Source organism: Streptomyces sp. NPDC005483, assembly GCF_040606035.1.
In the GTDB taxonomy this organism is placed as follows: Bacteria; Actinomycetota; Actinomycetes; order Streptomycetales; family Streptomycetaceae; genus Streptomyces.
Window position 1 is genome coordinate 1 of sequence record NZ_JBEXEA010000070.1, and the last position, 21797, is coordinate 21797.

Below are 21797 nucleotides of genomic sequence, written 5' to 3' on the forward strand. Positions count from 1 at the left end.
TTGCCGCACTGCTCTCCCACCAGCAGGCGGTCACCCTCGCGACCGATGAACGAGTGTGAATACCGGCAAGTTCGCACCCCTCGACGTGCCACCGCTACTGACTTTGTTGGCGTGATGTCGTAGCTGACAGACGGTGTGTGCTGCGTTAGGCCGCTGGTATGAGGTATCCGCAAGGGGGCGGGCTGACCGCCGAGCGGCAGGCGTTTCGTGAGCACATTCGGTTGCAGGCGGCCGAGTTGTTCGCTGCTGGGCAGGGCAATGCCGCGGTCGCCCGTGAGTTACGTGTCAGCGTGCGGTCCGTGCAGCGGTGGCGCCGGGCCTGGGAGGAGGGTGGAGAGCGGGCCCTGGCGTCGAAGGGGCCGTTGTCCAGGCCCAAGTTCAGTGAGGCGCTCTTCGCGGTGCTGGAGCAGGAGCTGGCCAAGGGGCCGGTGGCGCACGGCTGGCCGGACCAGACATGGACGCTGTCGCGGATCAAGACGCTGATCGGGCGCCGGTTCCACACGAGCATGACGTTGTCGGCGATCGCGCAGATGCTGCACCGGCACGGCTTCAGCCACCAGGTCCCGGCCAGACGCGCGGTGGAGCGCGACGAGAAAGCCGTCAGCGGCTGGGTGAAGGAGACCTGGCCCCAGGTGGAAACACCGCGGCGGCGCTCGGGGCCTGGGTCTGCTTCGAAGACGAGGCCGGTTTCTCGATGACGCCGCCGACGACCCGAACGTGGGCCAGGCGCGGGCGTACGCCCGTCATCCGGGTACGCGGACGTTCCCAGCGCCGGTTCTCCATCGCCGCTCTGGCCTGCTACAAGCAGGGCGAACACTCGCGCCTCATCTACCGGCCCAAGCGGCACGTCGATCACAAGCGGGGCGGCAGACGAAGTTTCACCTGGAACGAATACCGCGACCTGCTGATCGCCGCCCATCGACAGCTCGGCGCGCCGATCGTGCTCGTCTGGGACAATTTGAACGTGCACAAGGACGCCAGGCTGCGGGCGTTCATCGATGCCCAGGACTGGATCACCTGCCAGTTCCTGCCGGCCTACGCACCCGACCTGAACCCCGTCGAGGGCATCTGGTCACTGCTGCGACGCAGCAGTCAGGCCAACACCGCATTCACCGACCCAGACCATCTGATACGCACCCTCCGGCGAGGACTTCGCCAGATCCAATACCGCAGCAACATCATCGACGGCTGCCTCACCGAAACAGGCCTCACCTTGACGACATCACACCAAAAGTGTCAGTAACCATGCACGAGCTCGTTAGCCTGCCCAATGGCGGACGAAGGACAAGCAGCTGAATTCAGCGGGACCTCCCCGCCTGAGGGCCTCGGCCTCACCGAGGTCGGAGCCCTCGTCGGAGTAACGATCAACTCAGACGCCCAAACCTCCAGACCAGATGTGCGAACGCCGAGATGTCTTGCACCACAGGTGTTCGATCAATGCAGTCCTCACCCATAGCCACTGAGCAGGGAGGACTCCATCGCGAGTCCGCCTCAGGATTGGCGACCTCCAGAGAACTGAGCCTGTGTCTCGCCCGCCAGGATCCGCGCCCGGCGAACCGGACCGTGCCCCAGGACGTGGTGATCAGGCAGTTCAAGCAGATGCTGCGCTCCTACCCGAACCTCGCCGCGGAGGGCTTCGACGAGGTTGTTTTCTCCGACAGCCTCCACCGGCTGCTGCCCTACCTGAAGCGCCTGAGCGAGGCCCGGGCCGCGGACCTCGGGCTGGATGGCGGCGACGGCCTGGGCGACCCGCTGCTCGTGCGCCGGGTGTTCGGCCCGGAGATCGTGCCGCTGTGGCGGCGGAAGCCCGGCTCGAACCTTGCCGGCGGCACAGCGACCTTGGCACGCACCTGCCGCGGGTGCCATGTTTTCGATCCCCTTCGAAACGTCTTTCAGGGTGACCGTGAAGGCACCCGGCGGGGAGGGACGTGCGGAGGTCACGCCACTCACCGACCTCACCGACCTCGTGCTGTGGATCGGGCCCGTCGGCTCCGGCACGACGACGGTCGAACGCACCGTTCCTGACCGCGACCCACCCTGGCTTGCCCGGGGAAAACCCGCGCCACCTCGGCACGGCAGCGTCCCGTGGCTTTCACGCTCTACAACTGCGGGAGCACCTCACCGGCGATGAGTTCCAGGTGGTCGAGGTCATTGAAGTCGATCAGCCGCAGATGGATACGGGTCGTGCCGATCGCGGCGAACTCACCGAGCCGTTCGACGAGTTGGGCCGGGGATCCGACCACCGCATCCTCCGGCGGCAACGCGCTCTTGGCGTGGAGCGGGGCGGCCCTCCGTCGCACTTCCGCGTCCGTACGACCGATGGCCGCCACGACACCGGCCGACAGCACCAGTGGTGGCCGGCCGGCGTCGGCCCGCCCGGTCCGATCGCACGCCTCGGCAACCCGTCGGTACGCGCGGGCGGTCTCGGCCACCGACTTGAAAGGCATGTTGAACTCATCGGCGTACCGGGCCGCCAACTCCGGGGTGCGCTTGGGGCCGCGGCCCCCCACGATGATGGGCGGCCCCGGCACCTGCACGGGCCTCGGGAGGGCGGGCGCGTCGACGAGCTGGTAGTGGTCGCCGCGATAGCTGAAGCTCTCGCCGACCGGTGTCCGCCACAGGCCGGTGATCACCGCCAGTTGCTCCTCCAGCCGATCGAAGCGCTCCGGCGCGGGCGGGAACGGGATGCCGTACGAGGTGTGTTCCCGTTCGTACCATCCCGCACCGAGGCCCAGTTCGACCCGCCCCCCGCTCATCCGGTCCACCTGCGCCACCATCACGGCGAGCGGCCCCGGCAGCCGGAAGGTGGCCGAGGTGACCAGGGTGCCCAGCCGGATCCTGGAGGTCTCCCGGGCGAGCGCGCCGAGCGTGAGCCAGGCGTCGGTGGGGCCGGGCAGGCCGGGATCTGCACCCATCGTCTGATAGTGATCGGCCCTGAAGAAGCCTTCGAATCCGCCGGCCTCGACGAGTTGTGCGAAGCGCTGCTGATCCTCGTAGTCGGCGCCGCGGTGCGGCTCGGTGAAGACGCAGATCCGCAGGCTCATCGCTGCTCCGTTCCGTCCGTCCCGGACAGGTCCCGTTCCATCAGCAGTTCGTGCAGATCGGCGCTGCACCGGGCCACTTCGCTCAGGTGCGCGGTTCGGCCCAGCGTCCTCGGCCGAGGTATGGCGATGTCGACGATCTTACGGATCCGGCCTGGGCGCGGGGTGAGCACCACCACCCGGTCGGCGAGCAGCACGGCCTCGTCTATCGAGTGGGTGACGAAGACGACGGTGGAGGAGTTCTCGAGGTGGATGCGTTGCAGCTCCACGGCGAGGTCCGCGCGGGTCAGTGCGTCGAGTGCGGAGAACGGCTCGTCCATGAGCAGCACCCGTGGCTCGCCCATGAGCGACCGGCACAGTGCCACACGCTGCTGCATACCCCCGGACAGTTCGTGCGGCCGGTGTTTCTCGAAGCCGTTCAGTCCGGCCGTCTCCAGCAGCCGGTATGCCCGCTCGCGGTGCCTCGCCTTGTTCCAGCCGAAGATCTCCACGGGCAGCAGGACATTGTCGAGCACGGACCGCCAGGGCAGCAGGGCCGGCCGCTGGAACAGCATGGCGACATCGCGCCGGGCTCCCGTGACCCGCTCGCCGCCGATGGTGATCTCGCCCTCGGTGACCGGCAGGAGACCGGCGATCAGCCGGAGCAGCGTGGACTTGCCGCACCCGGACCGGCCCACCACCGCCACGAACTCGCTCTCGGCGATGTGAAGGCCGATGTCCTGGAGCGCCGCGGTCGAACCGGACCGGCTGGTGAAGCTCCGGGACACACCGGTGAGTCTGATCATCCGGCGGTCTCCCCATCCACAGGCAATCGTCGTGCCGGCCGGGTCATGTCGCCCGATCAGGCTACCCGCAGCAGGCCGATCAGCGGAACCTGTCGTCCGGTCGATGCAGGCCCCGATGACCTACACCTGGCCCACAACTACCCATCCCCCGTACGCTGTTGCCTGCACCACGTGTCATGCCCTCGGCAGCTCTGTGCCGCCGTTCCGTCTCGTCCGTCTCGACGCCCCTCCGCCGGCGCGTTCGGCGGCCGGAAAGGACAACACTGTGCGCATGCTCCGGTTCGCCCGTACGGTCACCGCGGCAGCCCTGACCACCACGCTGGCGCTGATGGCGGGCTGCGGCGGCACGGATTCCGACGCGGACACCGGTGACAAGGGCAAGGCGCTGAAGAAGGTGACCTACCTGACCTCCTTCGGCAGCTTCGGCCGGGACGCGTACGCCTGGGTCGCGAAGGACAAGGGGTTCTTCGAAGAGGCCGGCTTCGACGTGAGGATCAGGCCGGGGCAGGGCACCGGCGGTGTGATCCCGGCCGTCGTCAGCGGGCAGGCGCAGTTCGGCCCGATCGACCTGACGGGAGGTCTGCTGCACATGGGCAACGGCCAGTCGAAGGGCTTCGTCGCGGTGGCCGCCATCCAGCAGCACACCATGGCCGCGATCGCCACCACCGAGGGCAACGGCATCGCCACACCGAAGGACCTCGAAGGCAAACGGCTCGCCGACACGCCCGGCTCCGTCGTACGCAACCTCTTCCCGACGTACGCCCGGCTGGCCGGCGTGGACGCCGACAAGGTGACCTGGGTCAATGGCGAGGCGCAGACCCTGATGGGTACCCTCGCCGGCGGCTCGGTGGACGGTATCGGCCAGTTCGTGGTGGGCAAGCCGACCATCGAGGCGGTGACGAAGAAGAAGGCCGTGCTGCTGCCGTACAGCGACGTGATTCCCGACCTGTACGGGAACGTACTGATCACGTCCAAGAAGATCGCCGAGCAGGATCCGCAGATGGTGCGGCGGTTCACCGCCGCCCTGCTCAAGGGCCTGGAGTACAGCCTCGCCCATTCGAAGGAAGCCTCCGAGATCCTGAGGCGGAACGTGGACACCACGAAACCGGCCGCTGCGGCAGCCGAGTTGGAGTTGATGGCCGCGTACGTCACCCCGAAAGACGGTTCCGGCACGACGATCGGAACGCTGGACTCCGGGCGGGTGGCGAGGAGCATCAAGATCCTGGAGGACGCGGGCGCGCTGCCCAAGGGGATGACCCCTGAGCAGATCATCGACTTCGGCCTGGTGCCGAAGGCCTGAGCCCGTGCCAGGAGTCGGTCCACGTCGCGGGACGGGCGTCGGCGTCGGGCTGCTGCCGGTGGCCGGGCTGCTGATCGCGCTCGGCGTGTGGTGGCTTCTCACGTCGGCGCTGGAGGTGATCCACCCGGCGGTACTGCCTCCGCCGGGTGCTGTGCTCTCGGCGTTCACCGCAACCCCGGCCCGGTTCCTGGAACACACCGGCGACACCATGGTGGAGACGGTGGTCGGGTTCGTTCTGTCCGGCGCCTGCGGAGTTCTGATCGGACTGTCGCTGGCCGCCTCGCGGGTACTGGAACGCATGTTCACGCCGCTGCTGGTAGCCGTCAACGCGGTTCCGAAGATCGCGCTCGGCCCCCTGTTGGTGGGGGCGCTCGGATGGGGGCAGAAACCGGTCCTGACCATGGTCTTCCTGCTCTGCTTCTTCCCGATCGTGCTGTCCACCGCGACCGGTCTGACCTCGACCCCGGCGGACCTGGCCGAGTTGGCGCGCTCGCTGGATGCCTCTCGCTGGCAGGCATTCCGGAAAGTACGGTTTCCCGCCGCGCTCCCGCAGATCTTCGTCGGGCTGAAGGTGGCCATGCCGCTCGCCGCGATCGGTGCGGTCATCGGCGAGTTCCAGGCCGGTGAGGCGGGGCTGGGCTATCTCATCGTGCAAGCCGGCGGGGTGGGCGACACCGCCACCGCCTGGGCCGCGATCATCCTGATCGGGTTGATGAGCATCCTTCTCTACTTTGCCTTGGTGTTGTTGGAACGGTTCGCACTGCCCTGGGTCAGGGACACCACCTGGCACGATTGACGTACAGGCCTTTGACGCGGCCCAGGGCGTCGGTCCAGGGCGTGGAACTCCGCCTCGTCCGCGATGGCTTCGAGCTGCTTGGCGCCCGCGTCGGAGAACGCGGCCCAGGCGCCTACGGAAGGGGGTGCGGGCCGGCAGCGACGCCGCCGGACGGTTATGGCTGCGGCTGGGTGAACAAGCCCTGCTCGGTCTCGGCCAGGATCCCCCGCGGTCTCAGCCAGGATCCCCCGCGCTCGGCGAGCCGCTTGAGCAGAGCGCAGTCCCGACCCGCCGCAGACCGTGAAAAACCTCGTCACCGCGGCCGACCGTTATTACCCGGAGGGCTTGAACAGGCCGTCCGGGTAATAGGAGACGTCGGGGTTGCGCCCCGAAAAATGTCTACAGGAGGAAGCCTGATGACGAACAGAGTGAGAGCGCTCGACACATGGGTGACAAGCATCCTGCCAGCGATCATGGCTCTTCTGGCGGCCCTTGTTGTTACGGCACCCCCTGCCCAGGCAGCCACGCCGCTGCCCGGAGGTAAGTCGAACTGGGTTGTCTCCCTCGGCTACCTAGACCTCGCGGCAAAGAACAACTACCGCAACTGGGTCCGGATCGGGTACTACTCCTTCCGGACCGACGGCACGGTGACCACCAACTACTGGGCCTGGAACCAGCGGGAACAGCCGCAGCGGGTGAACGCGATGAATGCGGACTGCGGTGGAAACGTCCCCACGTGTGCGGTCCGCACGGTCGACGGATTCACCGGCGACCCGACGGGCGGCTACCAGGGCACCTTCGACTACACCTCGGACGAGCGGCTCGCCGTGACCTGGACCAGAGACGCCGCCGGCACCGCGTTGGCACAGCCGATCACCGAACGCTGGAACGTCACCACGGGGCTGGCCAGTGGGCGAGCGGCCCGCATCACAAGCCCCACCTTCTACGGAGCCTACGGCAACGACGTTGAGATCCCCGCTCAGGGCACCTTCTCCACATATGCCAATTTCGGCGTCGGCTACGGCAGCAACGCCTCGCTGGATCGCACGAGCCGGGCGACCATGAACCAACTCGTCAACGACCCGCGCTACAACGCTGAACCGTACCGGGGCGCGTTTGTCGTGGCCAAGGCGTCGTCGCCCGATCCCGCCACCCGGACAGGCATCGTAGGCCGGGAGGGGGCGGGCGGAGCCTGGAACTTCGGTCCGGCTTCGAACCCGTGGAAGCCGTGCGCCAGTGGCCAGTGCATGGGCTGGCTCCAACCGAACACCTCCTGCGCCGGCACTGACAAAGACCGGGTCCGCTACATCGGCGAGATCGGGGGCGGCCGCCGTAACACCGAGGAGTACTGGTGCCAGTCCCTAGCCCAAGGGAAGACCTGCTACGCCCACAACTCCCACCCCCGCCCCATGCTGCAGATCATCGACGACGCCGGGGAGTTCCAGGGCTGGGTCGGCGTGGAGGCCTTCACTCATGTAGACACCAATACCGGCTTGCCGGACAGCAGTTGGGTCGAAGGGTACTGGGGACTTTTCGACATGGTCTCGGCAGCGCTGCAGCCCGAATTGCCGACCTAGACGTCATCCGCTCATCAATCACGGGGCTGGCTGGTCGTGCGGCAACAGAGCCTCGTGGTGGTCGGTTGGGATCGCCGAAGTACCGTCTGCTGGACAAGGACGAATACTGGGTGGTCTTCCCCGAGTTCGCGCACTGCGACGCGTCCAAGGTGACCGTGTCGTGCACCGTCCCGAAGCCGTGACCTGCCGCTAGGCCACGGCGCAGACCAAGGCGGGAGGCTGAGGCCCTCCCGCCTTGGTCGCAACCCCTAAAACCAGGAGAAGACATTGAACGACGGGATCACGTGGCTGGCCGACGCCTGGCGCGGAGACGCCCCGATTCTGTTCGTCACCTTCGCACGTGGCATCAGCCCAAGTGACCTCGTGATCCGGCTCGGCGCCCGGCCCGGAGAAGTGCTCCCCCCGATTACCTTCGCCGAGGCCGAGCGGCTGACTTTCAACGACCGCGAATCAGCCCGCGTAGCCCGCTTCGGTGAATGTGCGGGCTGGTCCTACGCCGTGGAGCAAGGCTGGCACTCCAAGGCGTGGTGGGCACACCCCGATGTCTCCGCAGGCAAGGTCGAGATCCTGCACCTGACCCCGAAGCCGGACGACCCGCCCAGAGAGTGCTGGTACTACCGCGACGGCCAGACGATCGGCCGCTTCGACATCGGTGACATCCCAGACGGGGGGCTGGAGTTCATGCTCCCCGCATTCGAGGAAGCCGGACTCCTCGATGATGACGTGAGCGAGGAGTTCGACTCGCTGCATGCGACCCTGACCGCCTTGCAGCAGCACTTCGGGTTGTCCCTGCCACGCGAGCAAATCCTGAATGGCCGGCTGCCCGCAGCGGTGACAGCGGCCGTACCTCCGGAAAACCTGGGTGACTAACGAACAGGGCAACGCACGGATAACGCCCACCGGCCGGTGCCGCTACCGCTGCGCGCCCGATGCGGGACGCAGCGCGCGAGCCAGCATCGAGCGCTCGCCGGAACGAAGGTCTTCGCGCACGCTGGACGCCGACAAGGAACCGACGACCCTCACCATCGGCCTGGCCCTGACCAGCGGCGGTTTTCGTGCGGCCGCATTCGACAACCTCGGCCCGTCGTCCTCGAATGGGGCCGCAGAACCCCGCGAGCCGTTGTCCCGGCCGGGCGAGTCGTACGGCACCGCGCTGATCTCCACCTTCGGCCGGGCCTGGTCGGCGGCCGACGTCGGCAGCGCTACCGCCCCGACGATCACAGTGGCCGCGAGCGCGGCAGCGGACAGACGACGGGCAGTCACGGTCATCCTCCTCGGCACGCGCGGTGAGCGTCAACACCAGCACATCGGACTCCCCGCGCAGCACACGGCACACATCGAACTGAACCGTTCCGGGTTCGGTAGGGACTCGATCGTTTGAGAGGATCGAGTCATGGCACGTCCTTCCCAGTACCCGCTTGAGCTGCGCCGTCGTGCGGTGCGCATGGTCGCCGGGGTGCGGCCCGACTACGACACCGAGTGGGCCGCGATGAAGGCGGTCGCCGCGAAACTCGGCATCGGCACGACCGAGACACTGCGCAAGTGGGTCCGTCAGGACGCGATCGATGCCGGGACCCGGCCGGGAACGACAACGGAGGAGTCAGCCGAGCTGAAGCGGCTGAAGAAGGAGAACGCCGAGCTGAAGCGGGCCAACGAGATCCTGAAGGCTGCGGCAAGTTTCTTCGCGGCCGAGCTCGACCGGCCACACACACGCTCGTAGCGTTCATCGACGAGCACCGGGACCGCTTCGGCGGAGTCGGGCCGATCTGCCGTGTTCTGTCCGAGCACGACTGCAAGATCGCCCCGTCCACCTACTACACCCACCACAAACGCCGGCAGGCGCCCTCGGCCCGCACCATCCGTGACACCGAGCTGAAGATCCTGATCCAGGAGGCATACGACGACAACTACCGTGTCTACGGCGCCAGGAAGATCTGGCGGCACCTGAACCGCCAGGGCCAGACTGTTGCCCGCTGCACCGTCGAACGGCTGATGCGCGAGCTCGGCATCACCGGCGCCGTCCGCGGCAAGAGAGTGATTCCTAATCAGGTTTGTCAAGGGCTCTGGTAGCGGACGGTGACCCCGTTATGCCGCTGCGGGGCCACGTTGAGGTGGCTCGACGGTGAAGGTCCGCTGGTCGCGTATGAGGGCCCACAAGACGTCGAGGCGGCGCCGGGCGAGGGCGAGGACGGCCTGCTTGTGCGACTTGCCCTCGCTCCTCTTGCGCTCGTAGAAGGTCCTGGACGTCGGACAGCTCCGGGCGGCGACCTGGGCGGAGAGGGAGAAGACACGCAGGAGGCGGCGGTGGTAGCGGTGCGGCCGGCGCATGTTGCCGCTGATGCGTCCTGAGTCCTTGGGGACAGGGGCCAGGCCGGCGATGCCGGTCAGGCGACGGGAGCTGCCGATGGCGTCCAGGTCGCCGCCGGCGCAGGCGATGAATTCGGCACCGAGGATGACACCCAGGCCCGGCATGCTGGTGATCACTTCATAGGCCTGGTGCTCGCGAAACCGAGCCCCGATCGTCTTGTCGATCTCGGCGATCTGCTGGTTGAGGGCCATCACCTCCGCGGCGAGGGTGTGCACCATCTGCGCGGTCAGTTTCTCCCCAGGCAGGCTGGTGTGTTGGCGCATGGCCGCCTCAAGAGCTGTCTCGGTGAGCTGGTCGGCTCGCAGGACTCTGCGGTTGCGCAGCCACGTCTTGAGCCGTGTCTTGCCTGTCCGGCGGAGAGCGGCTGGTGTCTGGTAGCCAGTCAGCAGGACAAGAGGTCCGGTGTTGGTGAGATCTAATGCCCGTTCCAGGCCGGGAAAGATGCCGGTGAGCTGGGCTCGCAGTCGGTTGATCGTTCGGGTGCGGTCGGCGACCAGGTCCAGGCGTCGAGCGGTGAGGATCTTGAGGTCGGCGACGGTGTCGTGGGTGGCGCGTAAGGGGTGCAGGTCGCGTCGGACGCGGACCTGGTCGGCGATGATGGCAGCGTCCTTGGCATCGGTCCTTCCCTCGCCGCGGTAGCTCTGCGAGGCGCGGTGGATGGCGCGGCCGGAGATGTAGTGCACCGGCTGTTCGTGATCGAGCAGGAGCGTGATGGCCAGGGCGGCTCCGCCGTCGGCCAGGTCGATGCCCCAGGTCACCCTGTCGCCCAGGGCCAGGACGTCGGTGAGGAGCTGGAGCAGGTCAGGTTCGTCGTTGGCGATACGTCGAGACAGGAGCCGGTGGCGGCCCTCGTCGATTGCGACGCAGTGAGCCTTCGCCAACTTGAAGTTGCTGCTCAAAGGGCTGGTGTGACCGGCGCTCGGGGTACTCATGCTGGTCGTGGGCGGAAGCCCTCGGTGAAGATCATCCGTCAGCCCTGGGCGCCCGCAGCTGGCCAGGCGGCTCTCCCGGCACCAGAACCGGGCACTGGCTGTCGGTCCGCTGGTGCCGGTCGTTAGTCTCTCGGTATGGCCGAGCGTGTTGTCCCGGGCCGAGCAGATCATCTGATCACTCCGGCCGCCGCCGACCGTGTGTGGGTCAGCCTGACGGCCGGTAGCGCGGTACCGACAACTTCCGCGGTGTTCACCTGCTTTCCTTCTGATGTCCGGCCGGGGCAGTACGTCTTGCTCGGTGCCTGTGTGGTGGAGCTGGTCAGGACGGGCGACGGCTGGTGGGGAGTCTCGGAGGCTGAGGTGCGCCGGGCGGCGGCGGCATGGAACGCGGTGGAGATGGACGCATCGCACCTGGTCCGTATCGGTCCGTTCCGTGGTGTGCCGGAGCAGGAGCGCCCGGGTGGAACGCTGCGTGGCTGGCGTCGGCGCATCAGCTGGGAGCTGCGAGGGGCGGATCGTCCCGGGCGGCAGGCCGGCCGCGAACCCGGACCGGGGTCTCATCTGGCGGGGGTCGACTGGCGGCGTCTGCTGGTGCAGCGGTCCCGTGACGGGGTGGAGCGGTCGTGGTGGCTTCCTCGGGCCGTGGTCAGGCTGCTGGACGCGGCCGAGCACACCGAAGCCGAGCGGCTGCACACCACGCGGGCCTGCAAGGCGGACACCGCTGTCACCGGACAGCACCGCCGAGATCCCCGAGCCACCGACAGCCAGCCCACGGCGGGCGTGGACGGTCCAGCGGTCCCGCAGCGCCCGTATACGGGGGAGCTGCGGGGTCAGTTGTACTCGGTGCTGAGCCGCAAGCCGGGGATGTCCCGCCAGGTGGCCGGGTGGATGTGTGCCGTCTGCGGTACGGCGCCTGCTGCTGTGCTGGACCACTGCCATGAACACGGCTACGTCCGCGCGCCAGTCTGCTCGTCCTGCAACACCCTGGAGCGCCCTGACCACCTGTACGACAACGACATCCGCGTTGCCAGCCGCTACCAGCGCCTCTTCGATACCGACGCGGCCGTCTGGCTGCGCCACTGGCACCGTTGCCCGGGCTGTCGCACCCGCACCACCCTGCCTCTGCCCCACCTCGCCGCATGGACCGCCCACACAGCCACCCACACCCTGCGCCCCACCCACCCCAGCTCCCGCGGGCGCAAGCCCTGCGGAGTGCTGCGCGTCTCATGGACGGGCAGCCACAACACACCCCGCTCCTGCCTGCTCACCGTCTCCGTCGACTGCTGCCCCACCGGCGAACACCGGATCCTGGCACGGGTGTCCTACCGGGAAGCCGTCGAGCAATTCCGTACGTGGCTGGCCGAGACCGCCCCCACTGTGGCGACCGCAGCCGGCCCCGACCGCCTGGACGGCCTTCCTGTCGAACCCCGGCCCGTCATCGCCGACTCCAACGGCGAAGGCCAGGCGCTCTTCTGAGTGCACATCAGCAAGGCCGCTTCATAGGTCGTCGGACCGGCGTCCGGCGGCCCGCGCGCCGAAGCCGGAAGGAACCGGCGGCTGTCAGGTGGAGCCGTTGATACGGCTGCGGGGTGTGATGCCGTGGACGGCGAGAGTGTTCCAGACGTTGGTGGTGCTCTGGCCGGTGCGTTCGGCGATCCGGCCGACCGGCTCGCCGCTCGCGTAGGCATCCAGGACGGCCTCGGCCAGCTTCCGACGGGCGGCATGCAGCGCCTCCTGTGCCGACTGGTATGCCCGCTGTGCTGCTTCCAACGCGTCCTCGCTCATACGCCCACCATGCCAGCCCGCTCTCTGATCACCAACGTCACTGCCGGTCCTCCGGAGAACACTCCCCCTCTCTGAGCGGAGCGCGGTCTTGTTACGGAGACAGCGGGTCGGCCGTGGCAGGGAGTGAGGTGGCGGCGTGGCATTCGCGGCAGGGGACCGTGCGGGGCTGGCGGAGGATGTCGAGAGCCTGGTCGAGGGTGAGGGGTGTGGCGTGGGGCTGGCAGCCGATGACGTGGATCAGGCGCGCTCCGGGGTGGCCGGGGCGGTGAGGGAGATCTTGTACCGTCCAGGCCTGCCGCCCGTCGGCGGCGGGGGTAACGAGGGTGGGGATCTGGCTGTAGTCGCCGCCTTCGAGCGGGCGGACATAGCGGGCGTCGAGCCAGACGCTCTGTTCCGCGGGCTCCGCACGGCCACCACTGTCAGCTGCCCAGCCGGTGATACCAACCCGGTACTGCCATCCGGCTGCCGCGCGCCGGCGCTCATACAGGCAGGCTCGCAACTCCTGCCCGTCAGGCATGATCACAGTCACCCGGGCCGCGTTCTGCGGCATTGCTACCCCCTTTTATCCTGCCCGGCATCCTAACTGGACGCATCGGTGAGTTCATCGGATCAGAGCAGCGGACAAGCCCTCCAGCCCCGTGATGACACGATGCCGCCGACGGGTCCAGCAGCATCTTGGGAGTTCGTGCTCCCGGCAGTCCGGCGGCCCGTACGATCCTCCGCGTGCTGGATCCCGAGCTGCTGGAACGGATCACCGCCCATCGTGCGGAACTGGACGCCCTCGAAGCGCAGCTGGTCGAGCAGCTGGCCAGGGTGCGATCTGAGCGGGACGAACTCGCCGTCGCCGAAAGAGTCCTCGAGCGCGTGAGCGAAGAGATCGCAGGCGAGCGCGCCTCAATCTCCTCGGCACCGGGCCAGGTAGCCGGACGGGCCGCGATGCTCGTGCCGCACCGCGGTCCGGACACACAGGAGACCATGCTCCCGCCGGGCTACCAGCGCATCCTCACCGTCGTGCGCCAGGCCGGCGGACCGGTCACGGCCCGGCAGGTCGGCGAAACGCTGGGCGTGGACGTCACCGTGAAGTCCAAGCTGGAACCGCTGCGCGGGAAACTGATCAGACTGACCGACCGCGGATGGCTGCGAAAGCAGCCCGACGGCCGGTTCACCAACCGTCTGTGATCTCCTCCAGCATGACGCGCCCGGAGTGCGGCGCAGCCGTAACCACGTTGCCCCCGGAATGTGGCGGTGGCCGGGACTGTCGATGGCCGACGAGTTCCGCGCCGGCACCTCCACCGACCTCGTGCGGTGGCTGGCCACCGCCGCATACCCGCACAGCTCGCTGATCACGGAGCAGGCGATGCAGAGAGCAGCGAGTGAGGCGTTCGACCGCTACGCACCCCGGGAGCGCAGCTCCCGGGGTGCGTGTGACACCCACCGATACAACACCCAAGAACCCGCTTCATAGAACTGGATGCAGGCCGAGCAAAGACCTCTCGGAATTCCGACATCCCGCGTACCGCACGCGTACGCCGCACGAGGGGGAACCCTTCAATGAACCACCCGGCCCGACCGCTCATCTCGTCCGCCGCGACCGGCGTCAGTAGCCTCGCCCTGGCCCTGAGCCGTGCCCCTTGGTGGCTGACCGCCGTCGCCTTGGCCCTCGGTCTGCTCGTTACCGTCATCCAGTCCGTCTTTCCCCAGGACTCCGCGCACCGGCTGGCCTGGTGGCGCGCCCGCTGGCACCAGCAGCAGCGCCGCCGCAGTCCGCTTCCGGCCCGCCGACGGGCGCTCCGGGACGTGCGAAGGGCATCTGTCTCGCGTTCCGAGGCGCCCGACCGGCATGGTGAGTGATCGTCCATCGGCTGTCAGGGGCGCCGCGTCATCGACGGCGCCCCTGCCTTGCCTGTCGCCGTGCTTCCCGGGCAGGCTCTCCGTGCCGGGAAGCCAAAATCCCGTCCTCGGTCGTGGCCCCGCGCCCGGACCCCAGGCCGGGCGGGCGTTCACGAACGTCGGCGCCTCCTACACGCCCGCCGTCGGCGACGTGGTGGTGGAGGTCGTGGCGGGCACGACCCGGCACGCGGTCGTCACCGTGATGCGGCTGCTCTGACCGGTGGCAGGGCTTCGTCCGGCGCGGCCGGGCTGATCAGCTGGCGCAGGTCCAGGTAGCAGCGCAGTCGTACGCCGGGCTCGCCCGCGTCCCGGGTCGTGTGCTCCGCTGTCGCTGTCGCCCACCGGTCGGCGAGCAGTTGCTGGAAGGCCCGGGCGGTGGCGTCGTCGGCGGCCGCGACGTCGACGACGACCAGACCCGGCTCACTCACGTGCGCCTCGTTGATCGGGTTCATGTACGGCACTACGTCACCAGCCTTAAGGTCCTCGACACATCACACGTGTCCAACTGCCCCCGCGTGCGGATGGCTTCGCGCCCGTTCACATGACGGCGGTCTGTCGTGCCGTGCGGACAGCAGCGGGACGGTGAACCTTCCGCTGGGTGCCGAACGCGGCGTGGGCCCAGTGTTGACGTCTCATCAACCCCAGGAACGCGCTCCGTGAACGGGCCAGAGGAAGCAGGTCCTCGGGCGCTTGTCGGCCAGAGACACGTGTGTATTCTTGGCCGCTGCTTCTGCATACCGTGCGCGGTTGTGCGCACGGTTGTCCCCGTCACCGTGCGGACAGCCGGGCAACTACGGCACATCGGCCTTCGTGTGCCGCCGCCGGGCGGACGGGCCCCGAATCACGCTCTGGAGAGACACCCGGATGAACCGCAAAAAACTGGCGTTGCTGGCAGGGGCAAGCCTGTTCACTTCGGCCCTTACCGCGTGCGGCGGAATCGACTCCGGGGACAAGGACGGCGGTGCCATCCTCGTCGGCACGACGGACCGGTTCACCGCGACCAAGGTGGCACCAGCACCGTTCGATCCGGCTTACACGTACGACACCAATGCCTGGAACCTGCTGCGCCAGACGGTCCAGACGCTGATGACCCAGCCCAGGGGGGATGGCTCCCCGGTGCCTGAAGCGGCTCAGAGCTGTTCTTTCACGGACAAGGGCAACGAGCGATACGTGTGTGAGCTGCGTACCGGGCTGAAGTTCGCCAATGGCGATGACGTCACGGCAGCCGACGTGAAGTACTCGATCGAGCGTTCCTTGCGCATCAACGCGGATACCGGGGTCGCCGGCCTGCTCAACACGATCGACTCCATCGAGACCCAGGGCGACCGCAAGGTCATCTTCCATCTCGAGACCGCGGATGCCACCTTCCCATACAAGTTGGCCACTCCGGTCGCGGGCATCGTCGAATCAAAGGACTACCCGAAGAATAAGCTGCGCGACGGATTCCAGGTCGACGGCTCCGGCCCGTACACATTCAAAGCCGAGGTGAAGAACAACACCGTCACAAGCGTCGTCTACACCAGGAATCCCTTGTACAAGGGATCCCTGCAAGTGAAAAACGACAGGGTCGAGATGCGCATGTTCGAGAACGGTGACGCCATGGGAACGGCTATCCAAAAGGGCGACATCGATGTCATGACTCGCACCATGTCACCCGATCAGATCCAGAAGCTGGACGCCGGCTCCGACGAGAACATCGACCTCGTCGAGGTGTCCGGCCAGGAGATCCGATATCTGGGGTTCGACACCGATGCGCCCGTCGTGAGCAGTAAAGCCGTGCGCCAGGCGATGGCCCAGGTCATCGACCGCGCAGGGCTCGTCTCCAGGGTCTACGGGACCCAGGCGCAACCGCTGTACTCGCTGGTCCCGGCAAGCGTCGTAGGCCACAGCAACTCGTTCTTCAACAAGTACGGCGACCCCAACGTCGAGAAGGCCAGGACCCTGCTCGACAAGGCCGGCATCACCACCCCGGTCAAGCTGACGCTGCATTACACGAGCGACCACTACGGCCCCGCTACCAAGCAGGAGTTCGAGGTCCTCCAGAAGCAACTCAACGACAGCGGACTGTTCGACGTCTCCATTCAGGGGCATCTGTGGTCGACCTTCCGGCCCGCCGAGCAGAAGGGCGCGTACGACGTCTATGGCATGGGTTGGTTCCCTGACTTCCCCGATGCCGATAACTTTCTCGCACCCTTCCTGGACAAGGACAACACCCTCGGCTCGCCCTATTCCAACGCCGCTATCCAAGACACCCTGATTCCCGAATCGCGCCGTCAGACCGACCGTTTGGCGGCAACCGAAAGCCTGACCAAGATCCAGGACGACGTGGCCCAGGACGTTCCCATCCTGCCGCTCTGGCAGGGCAAGCAGTACATCGCCGCACGGGACGGCATCACCGGCACCGCCTACGCGCTCAACTCCTCTTCGGTGCTGTGCCTGTGGGAGCTCAGCCGCGGGGCCAGCTGATGACGCGTGAGGGACGGACCTGCGAGCCACCGAGGCTCACCGCAGCGACCTCGACATTTCCCCCTGAACACCCTCTCGTTCCCTGGGCTGATCTGCCCAGGCTCGCGCATGAGAACACCCCATGAAGAAACCCGTCCAGTTCGAGCCCGGGCCCCAGCACGCCGTGCTCGGCCCTCGCGCCCACGACGAGTCCCGGTCGCAAGAGGAGTTGCCCGCCCTCGTCATCGCTGAGCTGACCGCAGAAGATCACATGGAGATCATTCGCAACGACCAGTACTCTGTCCTGTCCTGGGGTGACACCCAGCAGACACACATATGGCTGCATCACGTCAGGACTGGACGGACAGCAATCTCGCGCCTCTACGCCGACGAGCTACGGGACCGTATTTCCTGTTTCGGGGACAGGGTCCGGGTGTTGGAGGAGCAGCGGACTCTCACTCATGAAGAGCACATGCAGATCGTCCGGGCCCATGGGTACGCTCTCAGGTCAGGCGGGGACACTCAGCAGACCTATACATGGCTGCACAGCGTCAAAAGGGGAGCGACACCCGTCATACGGGCCTACGCGGAGGAACTGAAGACCAGGGTTCCCGGTTTCGCGGACAGTGCCCGGGTGTTGGAGGAGCAGCGAGTCCTCACCCATGAAGAGCACATGCAGGTTATCCGGGCCCATGCGTACACTCTCATGCCCGGCGGAGCCACGCAGCAGACGTACAAGTGGCTACGCGATGTCCGATCAGGGTCGAAACCCATCATTCGGGCACATGTGGAGGAACTGACGGCAAACATTCCCGGTTTCGGGGACAGTGCCCGGGTGCTGGAGGAGCAGCGGATCCTCACCCATGAGGAGCACATGCAGGTGCTCCGGGCCCATGACTACGTTCTTGCCCGCGGTGGGGCCACCCAGCAGACCTACACGTGGTTCCACAACGTGAGGACCGGTGTGACCGCCGCGCCGCGGGCTCATGTGGAGGAACTGACGGCAAACATTCCCGGTTTCGGGGACATGGCCCGGGTGCTGGAGGAGCAGCGGATCCTCACCCATGAGGAGCACATGCAGGTGCTCCGGGCCCATGACTACGTTCTTGCCCGCGGTGGGGCCACCCAGCAGACCTACAAGTGGTTGCAGAACGTGAGGAGCGGAAGCAGCCGAATCGCGCAGATCTATCTCCACGAGATCGAGGAGGCGCGAGGGACGAAGTTTCCGCAGGCCAAGGTGATCGAGGAGCAGCAAGAACTCACCCAGGCCGACCACATGAAAATTCTCCGCAGCAGGGGATTCCACCTTCCCCCGCAAGGGGCTACGGCGCGGACCGCCGATTGGTTAGCGAGAGTGCTCGCCGGAGAAATGAGGAAACTGAAAGGCGAATATGCAGCGGAGATCGCCGCAATGACCGCCGCTCGTGTCGAGGGGGAGGCAGGAGAGCTGGCGCGGACTCGGTGAGCAGGGAATGGTAGACCTCGACACCGTGGCCCCTGCCGACGGGACGGCGGGGCTGCAGCGCTAGCCGGGCAGCACGCTGCAGGGCTCTCGGTGCCGTGGACGGCTCTGTGGGTCCTGCTCACCGCTGCGGCTGTCGTGGAGGGGGCGCTGCGCTCAGCCCAGGGGCTCCGGCGGCTACCGCAAGCGGTCGGAGGTGAGACGGAGTGAACGGACACCGGAAAGTTCGCTGGCACTCGGCATACCGTATCCTTTCGCGCAGTTGAGACATATCGAGACCGAGGCGATCAAGGAAGGCGGACCTGCGGAAGTATGGAGGCCAGGCGAACTGCGTCGCCGTCACACGAACACGCCGGTCCCGTGCCTGAGAACACGTAGTTATTTGCCTGTTTGGCAGCGTCATCGAGAAGGGCATGCAGGTGCTCCACGCCGGGTACAGGCGGAGGCGGCCACGAGAGGCTGGTCGAGGCCGGCGTGTCCGTGAGGGCGGGAGGGTGGTCGCGGAACGCGAGGCTGCTCTGGGCACTCCCGGTACCACCCCCAGACGTGGTGTGCGGTGATGTAGAGCCTCCCCTCGAGAGCGGTGAGCGTGACGGTCGTTCCCACCGATGCGGTGGAGGCTCCAGAGGCTGAAGTGAGCTCGCGGAGGACCGCGAGTTCTTCCGGACGCGCGCTATGCCGGCACATCGCGGTGGGGCTTCGCAGATGTAGGCGAAGCCGATCTCCGCGGCGGTGGGGGCCACGAACACCGTGCCACCGTGGCTCAGATCGGCCAGGCAGTCCGCCGGCCCTCCGTTCACGGTGGTGGCCGCAGTGAGAGGACGCGTAGCCATGGCTGCCACCTGTTCGCCCGTAAGTACCAGCAGAGTGATGACCGTGTGCGTGTTGCCTCTGGTGTACCGCAGGGTGACCATGGCCGTCGCGTTGCCGGGCGTGATCGTCAAGTGCTCGATACCACCGGCGGCCAGGTCGTTGTGGCCGGCGAGCAGCAGGGCCTCGTCGCCGACGGCCGTGCGTACTGCCGTTTAGCAGGTGTGCTCCCATAGGTTCCGGTTCATCGTTGTGCCCCTAGAGCGATCAGGTCGCGGATCTGTTCGCCAGTCAGTCCTGTCACTGCAAAGTACCCGTTGGCCAGGACAGCGTCGGCGAGCGCGTGGTTCATGGTTGCCATCTCCAGTCCGTCCACTCCTGGAGGGGTGACTGCCGCCCGCAAGGTCGGGAACGCGGCCGACCGGCCGGCGCGCCTCGATACGGCTCGGACATGAGCGACGCCGAGTGGGATGGTGAGAGATGTACTGCCGGTTCCGGGCTGGGTGGCGGGCCGAGGCGGCCGGCCGGAATGGTTCTGCCACGGGAGATGATCAACGCGGTGTGCTATCTCGTCCAGGTCACGCAATGTTGTCCGACTGTCCACCCCGGCCGCGGGTCTGTGCACTACTCACACCTGATGCCGCGCCATGCGCCTAACCCTAGAAACTCGCCGGTGAACAACTGTTCTCCATGCGGTTCACGCCAACAGCGAGCTTATTGAGAACGACCACAAGTACAACACCCCCGCGCCAGCGGTCCCGCCAAGACCGGCACCAGAATCGTTGTGGACTCCGCTGCCGGTGGGGGATGAGTCAAATATCGTCGGAGCAGCGAAGAGACCGCCTCATAAAGAAACGGCCTCCTGCTGGGCGGGTTCGTGAGAGCCCTTCGCGACCTTCGGTCCACCCGGTCCCCAGCTGTCCGGTGGGCCAATTCTACCAGGAGGGGCTCCGGCCGGGGGCAGGATCGGGTGTGTCGCCCTCGGTCTTCGGGGTGCGAGGGCTTCAGCTCGCCAGGCGCTCCAGCGAGCCTTGTAAGGCAGCATCGGCCGTATCGAGGCAACGGCGCATCCGCCTTCCGCACCCAAGCATGGTTGCAAGCCCGCGCCCGCGTTGTAGTCCCCACCCGGCAGCACTAACCACCAGCTTCCATGGGCTACGAGCTGAGGAGTAGCGGCCAAGGCCCGCGAGCTGACGCCGCGCCGTTCAGCGCTGGTTGTAAGGGCTTCGGCAACGTTCAAGATCTATGGCAGCACCTCCCTGCAGAGCTGGCCCGGGATGAACGACCCGCCACCGGGCACCAAAGCACAGCACTGTCAGACCCTGGTGGGAGGACGACACCAGAAACGCCGCGTCCGCCCTGCAGTCGCGGCACCCCGAGCGTCACGGAGCACCGCCCATGAACCGTAGTGAGCTGATTGCCGCCCTCGCTGAGCGGGGCGAGGTGCCCCGCAAGGACGCCGACGCCGTTCTGGCCGCGTTCGCCGAGACCGTCGGCGAGATCGTCGCCAAGGGCGACGAGAAGCTCACCATCCCCGGCTTCCTGACCTTCGAGCGCACCCACCGTGCCGCTCGCACCGCGCGCAACCCGCAGACCGGTGACCCGATCCAGATCCCCGCCGGCTACAGCGTCAAGGTTTCGGCGGGCAGCAAGCTCAAGGAAGCCGCCAGGGGCAAGTAGAAGCCTGCCCTCCCACAGGCAGCGACGCAGCGCCGAAAAGTCCGAAGCCCACTGAGCAGCACCAAGGCGCGCCGCAACCGCCCGGGAGTTGGATTGTCCTCCCGTCTCCGGGGTAGAACAGACGCCGGACGCTCTCCATCGACGGAGAGCACCACTCACAGACCAACCGGGAAGCAACCCGGGGCATTCGAAGGACAAACGCATGGCCAGTGGCACCGTGAAGTGGTTCAACGCCGAGAAGGGCTTCGGCTTCATCCAGCAGGACGGCGGCGGCCCGGACGTCTTCGCGCACTACTCCAACATCTCCGGCCACGGCTTCCGCGAACTCCTTGAAGGTGAACAGGTCACCTTCGACGTGGCACAGGGCCAGAAGGGCCCCCAGGCCGAAAACATCGTGCGCCGCAGCTGACCCCGCAAAATGAGCGCCGCCCCGCCCCCTACAGCTGTGTAAGGTGGCGTTATCGACGCGGGGTGGAGCAGCTCGGTAGCTCGCTGGGCTCATAACCCAGAGGTCGCAGGTTCAAATCCTGTCCCCGCTACTGACCGAAGGGCCCGGATCCGTCCGGGCTCTTCGCCATATCCGAGCCCTGCAGAGCCGCAAGTACCAACGACCTCCTCCCCATTCCTGGTGCAGCTGGCAAGGTCCCCCACACGTCGGAGGGAACCCGCCTCGCCGTCGAGTCGGCCAGCGCAGACTCACCCAGGGGCGCGGCGGCCCGCACTCGACGCCGGCTTCAGCCAGCGGACAGCGCGAGCCGATGGGCTCGGCGGTCTGATTCGCTGTGGACCCGCCTCCGTGGCGGTGCTTCCATCCCTTGTTCTTCGCAGGGAATCCCGGCCTTCAGGCCGGGCGGGAATGCGATCCTCGGCCCGGAGGCGCGAAGCGCCGGAGATCTCTGCGTCTCCGGGGTGGCGGTCAGGCTGGGCGCTTCTGGTTCTCGATGTAC

General features: G+C 67.2%; 22 protein-coding genes, 1 tRNA gene and 2 pseudogenes. 18 read left to right on the plus strand and 7 right to left on the minus strand.

Features of this window, described 5'->3' with window-relative positions:
• Positions 1-158: 158 nt before the first annotated feature.
• The 3 genes from ABZT06_RS48630 (at position 159) to ABZT06_RS48640 (ending at position 2025) form a co-directional block, all read left to right on the plus strand.
• Complete coding sequence (locus tag ABZT06_RS48630) at positions 159-698, plus strand: winged helix-turn-helix domain-containing protein (protein WP_355755922.1); 540 nt, start codon at positions 159-161, stop codon at positions 696-698.
• Entirely contained in the window at positions 695-1243 is a 549-nt protein-coding gene (locus tag ABZT06_RS48635; protein WP_355755924.1) for a transposase, read from the plus strand. The genes ABZT06_RS48630 and ABZT06_RS48635 overlap by 4 nt, the downstream gene beginning before the upstream one ends.
• A 254-nt stretch (positions 1244-1497) precedes the next feature.
• Complete coding sequence (locus ABZT06_RS48640; protein ID WP_355755925.1) at positions 1498-2025, plus strand: hypothetical protein; 528 nt, start codon at positions 1498-1500, stop codon at positions 2023-2025.
• A 74-nt stretch (positions 2026-2099) separates the two neighbouring features.
• On the opposite strand, the gene ABZT06_RS48645 is transcribed toward ABZT06_RS48640, so the two are convergent.
• Together ABZT06_RS48645 and ABZT06_RS48650 are read right to left on the minus strand one after the other, a co-directional pair.
• Positions 2100-3044, minus strand: coding sequence for an LLM class F420-dependent oxidoreductase (locus ABZT06_RS48645; protein WP_355755927.1), 945 nt, complete (start codon positions 3042-3044; stop codon positions 2100-2102).
• Positions 3041-3826, minus strand: coding sequence for an ABC transporter ATP-binding protein (locus ABZT06_RS48650; protein ID WP_355755929.1), 786 nt, complete (start codon positions 3824-3826; stop codon positions 3041-3043). The genes ABZT06_RS48645 and ABZT06_RS48650 overlap by 4 nt, the downstream gene beginning before the upstream one ends.
• Positions 3827-4097: 271 nt before the next feature.
• Here ABZT06_RS48650 and ABZT06_RS48655 point away from each other — a divergent pair, with 271 nt between their 5' ends.
• From ABZT06_RS48655 to ABZT06_RS48670, 4 genes are all read left to right on the plus strand, one after another.
• Entirely contained in the window at positions 4098-5126 is a 1029-nt protein-coding gene (locus tag ABZT06_RS48655) for an ABC transporter substrate-binding protein (RefSeq protein WP_355755931.1), read from the plus strand.
• A gap of 58 nt (positions 5127-5184) precedes the next feature.
• The gene (locus ABZT06_RS48660; RefSeq protein ID WP_355755933.1) at positions 5185-5922 is read left to right on the plus strand and encodes an ABC transporter permease; all 738 of its coding nucleotides are present in this window, start codon (positions 5185-5187) and stop codon (positions 5920-5922) included.
• Positions 5923-6317: 395 nt separating this feature from the next.
• The gene (locus ABZT06_RS48665; RefSeq protein WP_355755935.1) at positions 6318-7478 is read left to right on the plus strand and encodes a hypothetical protein; all 1161 of its coding nucleotides are present in this window, start codon (positions 6318-6320) and stop codon (positions 7476-7478) included.
• A 267-nt stretch (positions 7479-7745) separates the two neighbouring features.
• On the plus strand, positions 7746-8348 hold the full coding sequence (locus ABZT06_RS48670; protein ID WP_355755937.1) for a hypothetical protein: 603 nt from the start codon (positions 7746-7748) through the stop codon (positions 8346-8348).
• A gap of 234 nt (positions 8349-8582) precedes the next feature.
• Here ABZT06_RS48670 and ABZT06_RS48675 read toward each other — a convergent pair.
• Positions 8583-8747 (minus strand): annotated as a pseudogene (locus ABZT06_RS48675) (lamin tail domain-containing protein); the annotation flags it as partial.
• 124 nt (positions 8748-8871) lie between these two features.
• Here ABZT06_RS48675 and ABZT06_RS48680 point away from each other — a divergent pair.
• A pseudogene (locus ABZT06_RS48680) lies at positions 8872-9509 on the plus strand (IS3 family transposase); the annotation flags it as partial.
• Positions 9510-9563: 54 nt separating this feature from the next.
• Here the strand turns inward: ABZT06_RS48680 and ABZT06_RS48685 are convergent.
• On the minus strand, positions 9564-10778 hold the full coding sequence (locus ABZT06_RS48685; RefSeq protein ID WP_355755939.1) for an IS110 family transposase: 1215 nt from the start codon (positions 10776-10778) through the stop codon (positions 9564-9566).
• 135 nt (positions 10779-10913) lie between these two features.
• Between ABZT06_RS48685 and ABZT06_RS48690 the strand changes: the two genes are divergently transcribed.
• Positions 10914-12254 (plus strand): endonuclease domain-containing protein, encoded by a 1341-nt coding sequence (locus ABZT06_RS48690; protein WP_355755941.1) that lies wholly within the window; start codon positions 10914-10916, stop codon positions 12252-12254.
• Between the two features lie 84 nt (positions 12255-12338).
• On the opposite strand, the gene ABZT06_RS48695 is transcribed toward ABZT06_RS48690, so the two are convergent.
• Positions 12339-12563 (minus strand): hypothetical protein, encoded by a 225-nt coding sequence (locus tag ABZT06_RS48695; protein WP_355755943.1) that lies wholly within the window; start codon positions 12561-12563, stop codon positions 12339-12341.
• A 91-nt stretch (positions 12564-12654) separates the two neighbouring features.
• Positions 12655-13113, minus strand: a complete 459-nt coding sequence (locus ABZT06_RS48700) for a DUF6233 domain-containing protein (protein ID WP_355755945.1) — start codon at positions 13111-13113, stop codon at positions 12655-12657.
• Positions 13114-13286: 173 nt separating this feature from the next.
• Here ABZT06_RS48700 and ABZT06_RS48705 point away from each other — a divergent pair, with 173 nt between their 5' ends.
• The 4 genes from ABZT06_RS48705 to ABZT06_RS48720 all read left to right on the plus strand — a co-directional run bounded on the left by ABZT06_RS48705 (position 13287) and on the right by ABZT06_RS48720 (position 14670).
• Entirely contained in the window at positions 13287-13742 is a 456-nt protein-coding gene (locus ABZT06_RS48705) for a hypothetical protein (protein ID WP_355755947.1), read from the plus strand.
• An 82-nt stretch (positions 13743-13824) separates the two neighbouring features.
• On the plus strand, positions 13825-14028 hold the full coding sequence (locus ABZT06_RS48710; RefSeq protein WP_355755950.1) for a hypothetical protein: 204 nt from the start codon (positions 13825-13827) through the stop codon (positions 14026-14028).
• Positions 14029-14114: 86 nt separating this feature from the next.
• Positions 14115-14414, plus strand: a complete 300-nt coding sequence (locus tag ABZT06_RS48715; RefSeq protein ID WP_355755952.1) for a hypothetical protein — start codon at positions 14115-14117, stop codon at positions 14412-14414.
• Between the two features lie 82 nt (positions 14415-14496).
• Positions 14497-14670, plus strand: a complete 174-nt coding sequence (locus ABZT06_RS48720) for a hypothetical protein (RefSeq protein WP_355755954.1) — start codon at positions 14497-14499, stop codon at positions 14668-14670.
• Here ABZT06_RS48720 and ABZT06_RS48725 read toward each other — a convergent pair.
• Positions 14648-14905, minus strand: coding sequence for a DUF6207 family protein (locus tag ABZT06_RS48725; protein ID WP_355755956.1), 258 nt, complete (start codon positions 14903-14905; stop codon positions 14648-14650). The two genes, ABZT06_RS48720 and ABZT06_RS48725, sit on opposite strands and share 23 nt — an antisense overlap.
• A 412-nt stretch (positions 14906-15317) precedes the next feature.
• Here ABZT06_RS48725 and ABZT06_RS48730 point away from each other — a divergent pair, with 412 nt between their 5' ends.
• The 5 genes from ABZT06_RS48730 (at position 15318) to ABZT06_RS48750 (ending at position 21389) form a co-directional block, all read left to right on the plus strand.
• The gene (locus tag ABZT06_RS48730) at positions 15318-16919 is read left to right on the plus strand and encodes an ABC transporter substrate-binding protein (RefSeq protein WP_355755959.1); all 1602 of its coding nucleotides are present in this window, start codon (positions 15318-15320) and stop codon (positions 16917-16919) included.
• 121 nt (positions 16920-17040) lie between these two features.
• Positions 17041-18363, plus strand: a complete 1323-nt coding sequence (locus ABZT06_RS48735) for a hypothetical protein (protein WP_355755961.1) — start codon at positions 17041-17043, stop codon at positions 18361-18363.
• A gap of 2205 nt (positions 18364-20568) precedes the next feature.
• Positions 20569-20850 (plus strand): HU family DNA-binding protein, encoded by a 282-nt coding sequence (locus ABZT06_RS48740; protein WP_355755964.1) that lies wholly within the window; start codon positions 20569-20571, stop codon positions 20848-20850.
• A 202-nt stretch (positions 20851-21052) separates the two neighbouring features.
• On the plus strand, positions 21053-21259 hold the full coding sequence (locus tag ABZT06_RS48745) for a cold-shock protein (RefSeq protein WP_355755966.1): 207 nt from the start codon (positions 21053-21055) through the stop codon (positions 21257-21259).
• 56 nt (positions 21260-21315) lie between these two features.
• A tRNA-Met gene (locus ABZT06_RS48750) sits at positions 21316-21389 on the plus strand.
• Positions 21390-21797 lie beyond the last annotated feature (408 nt).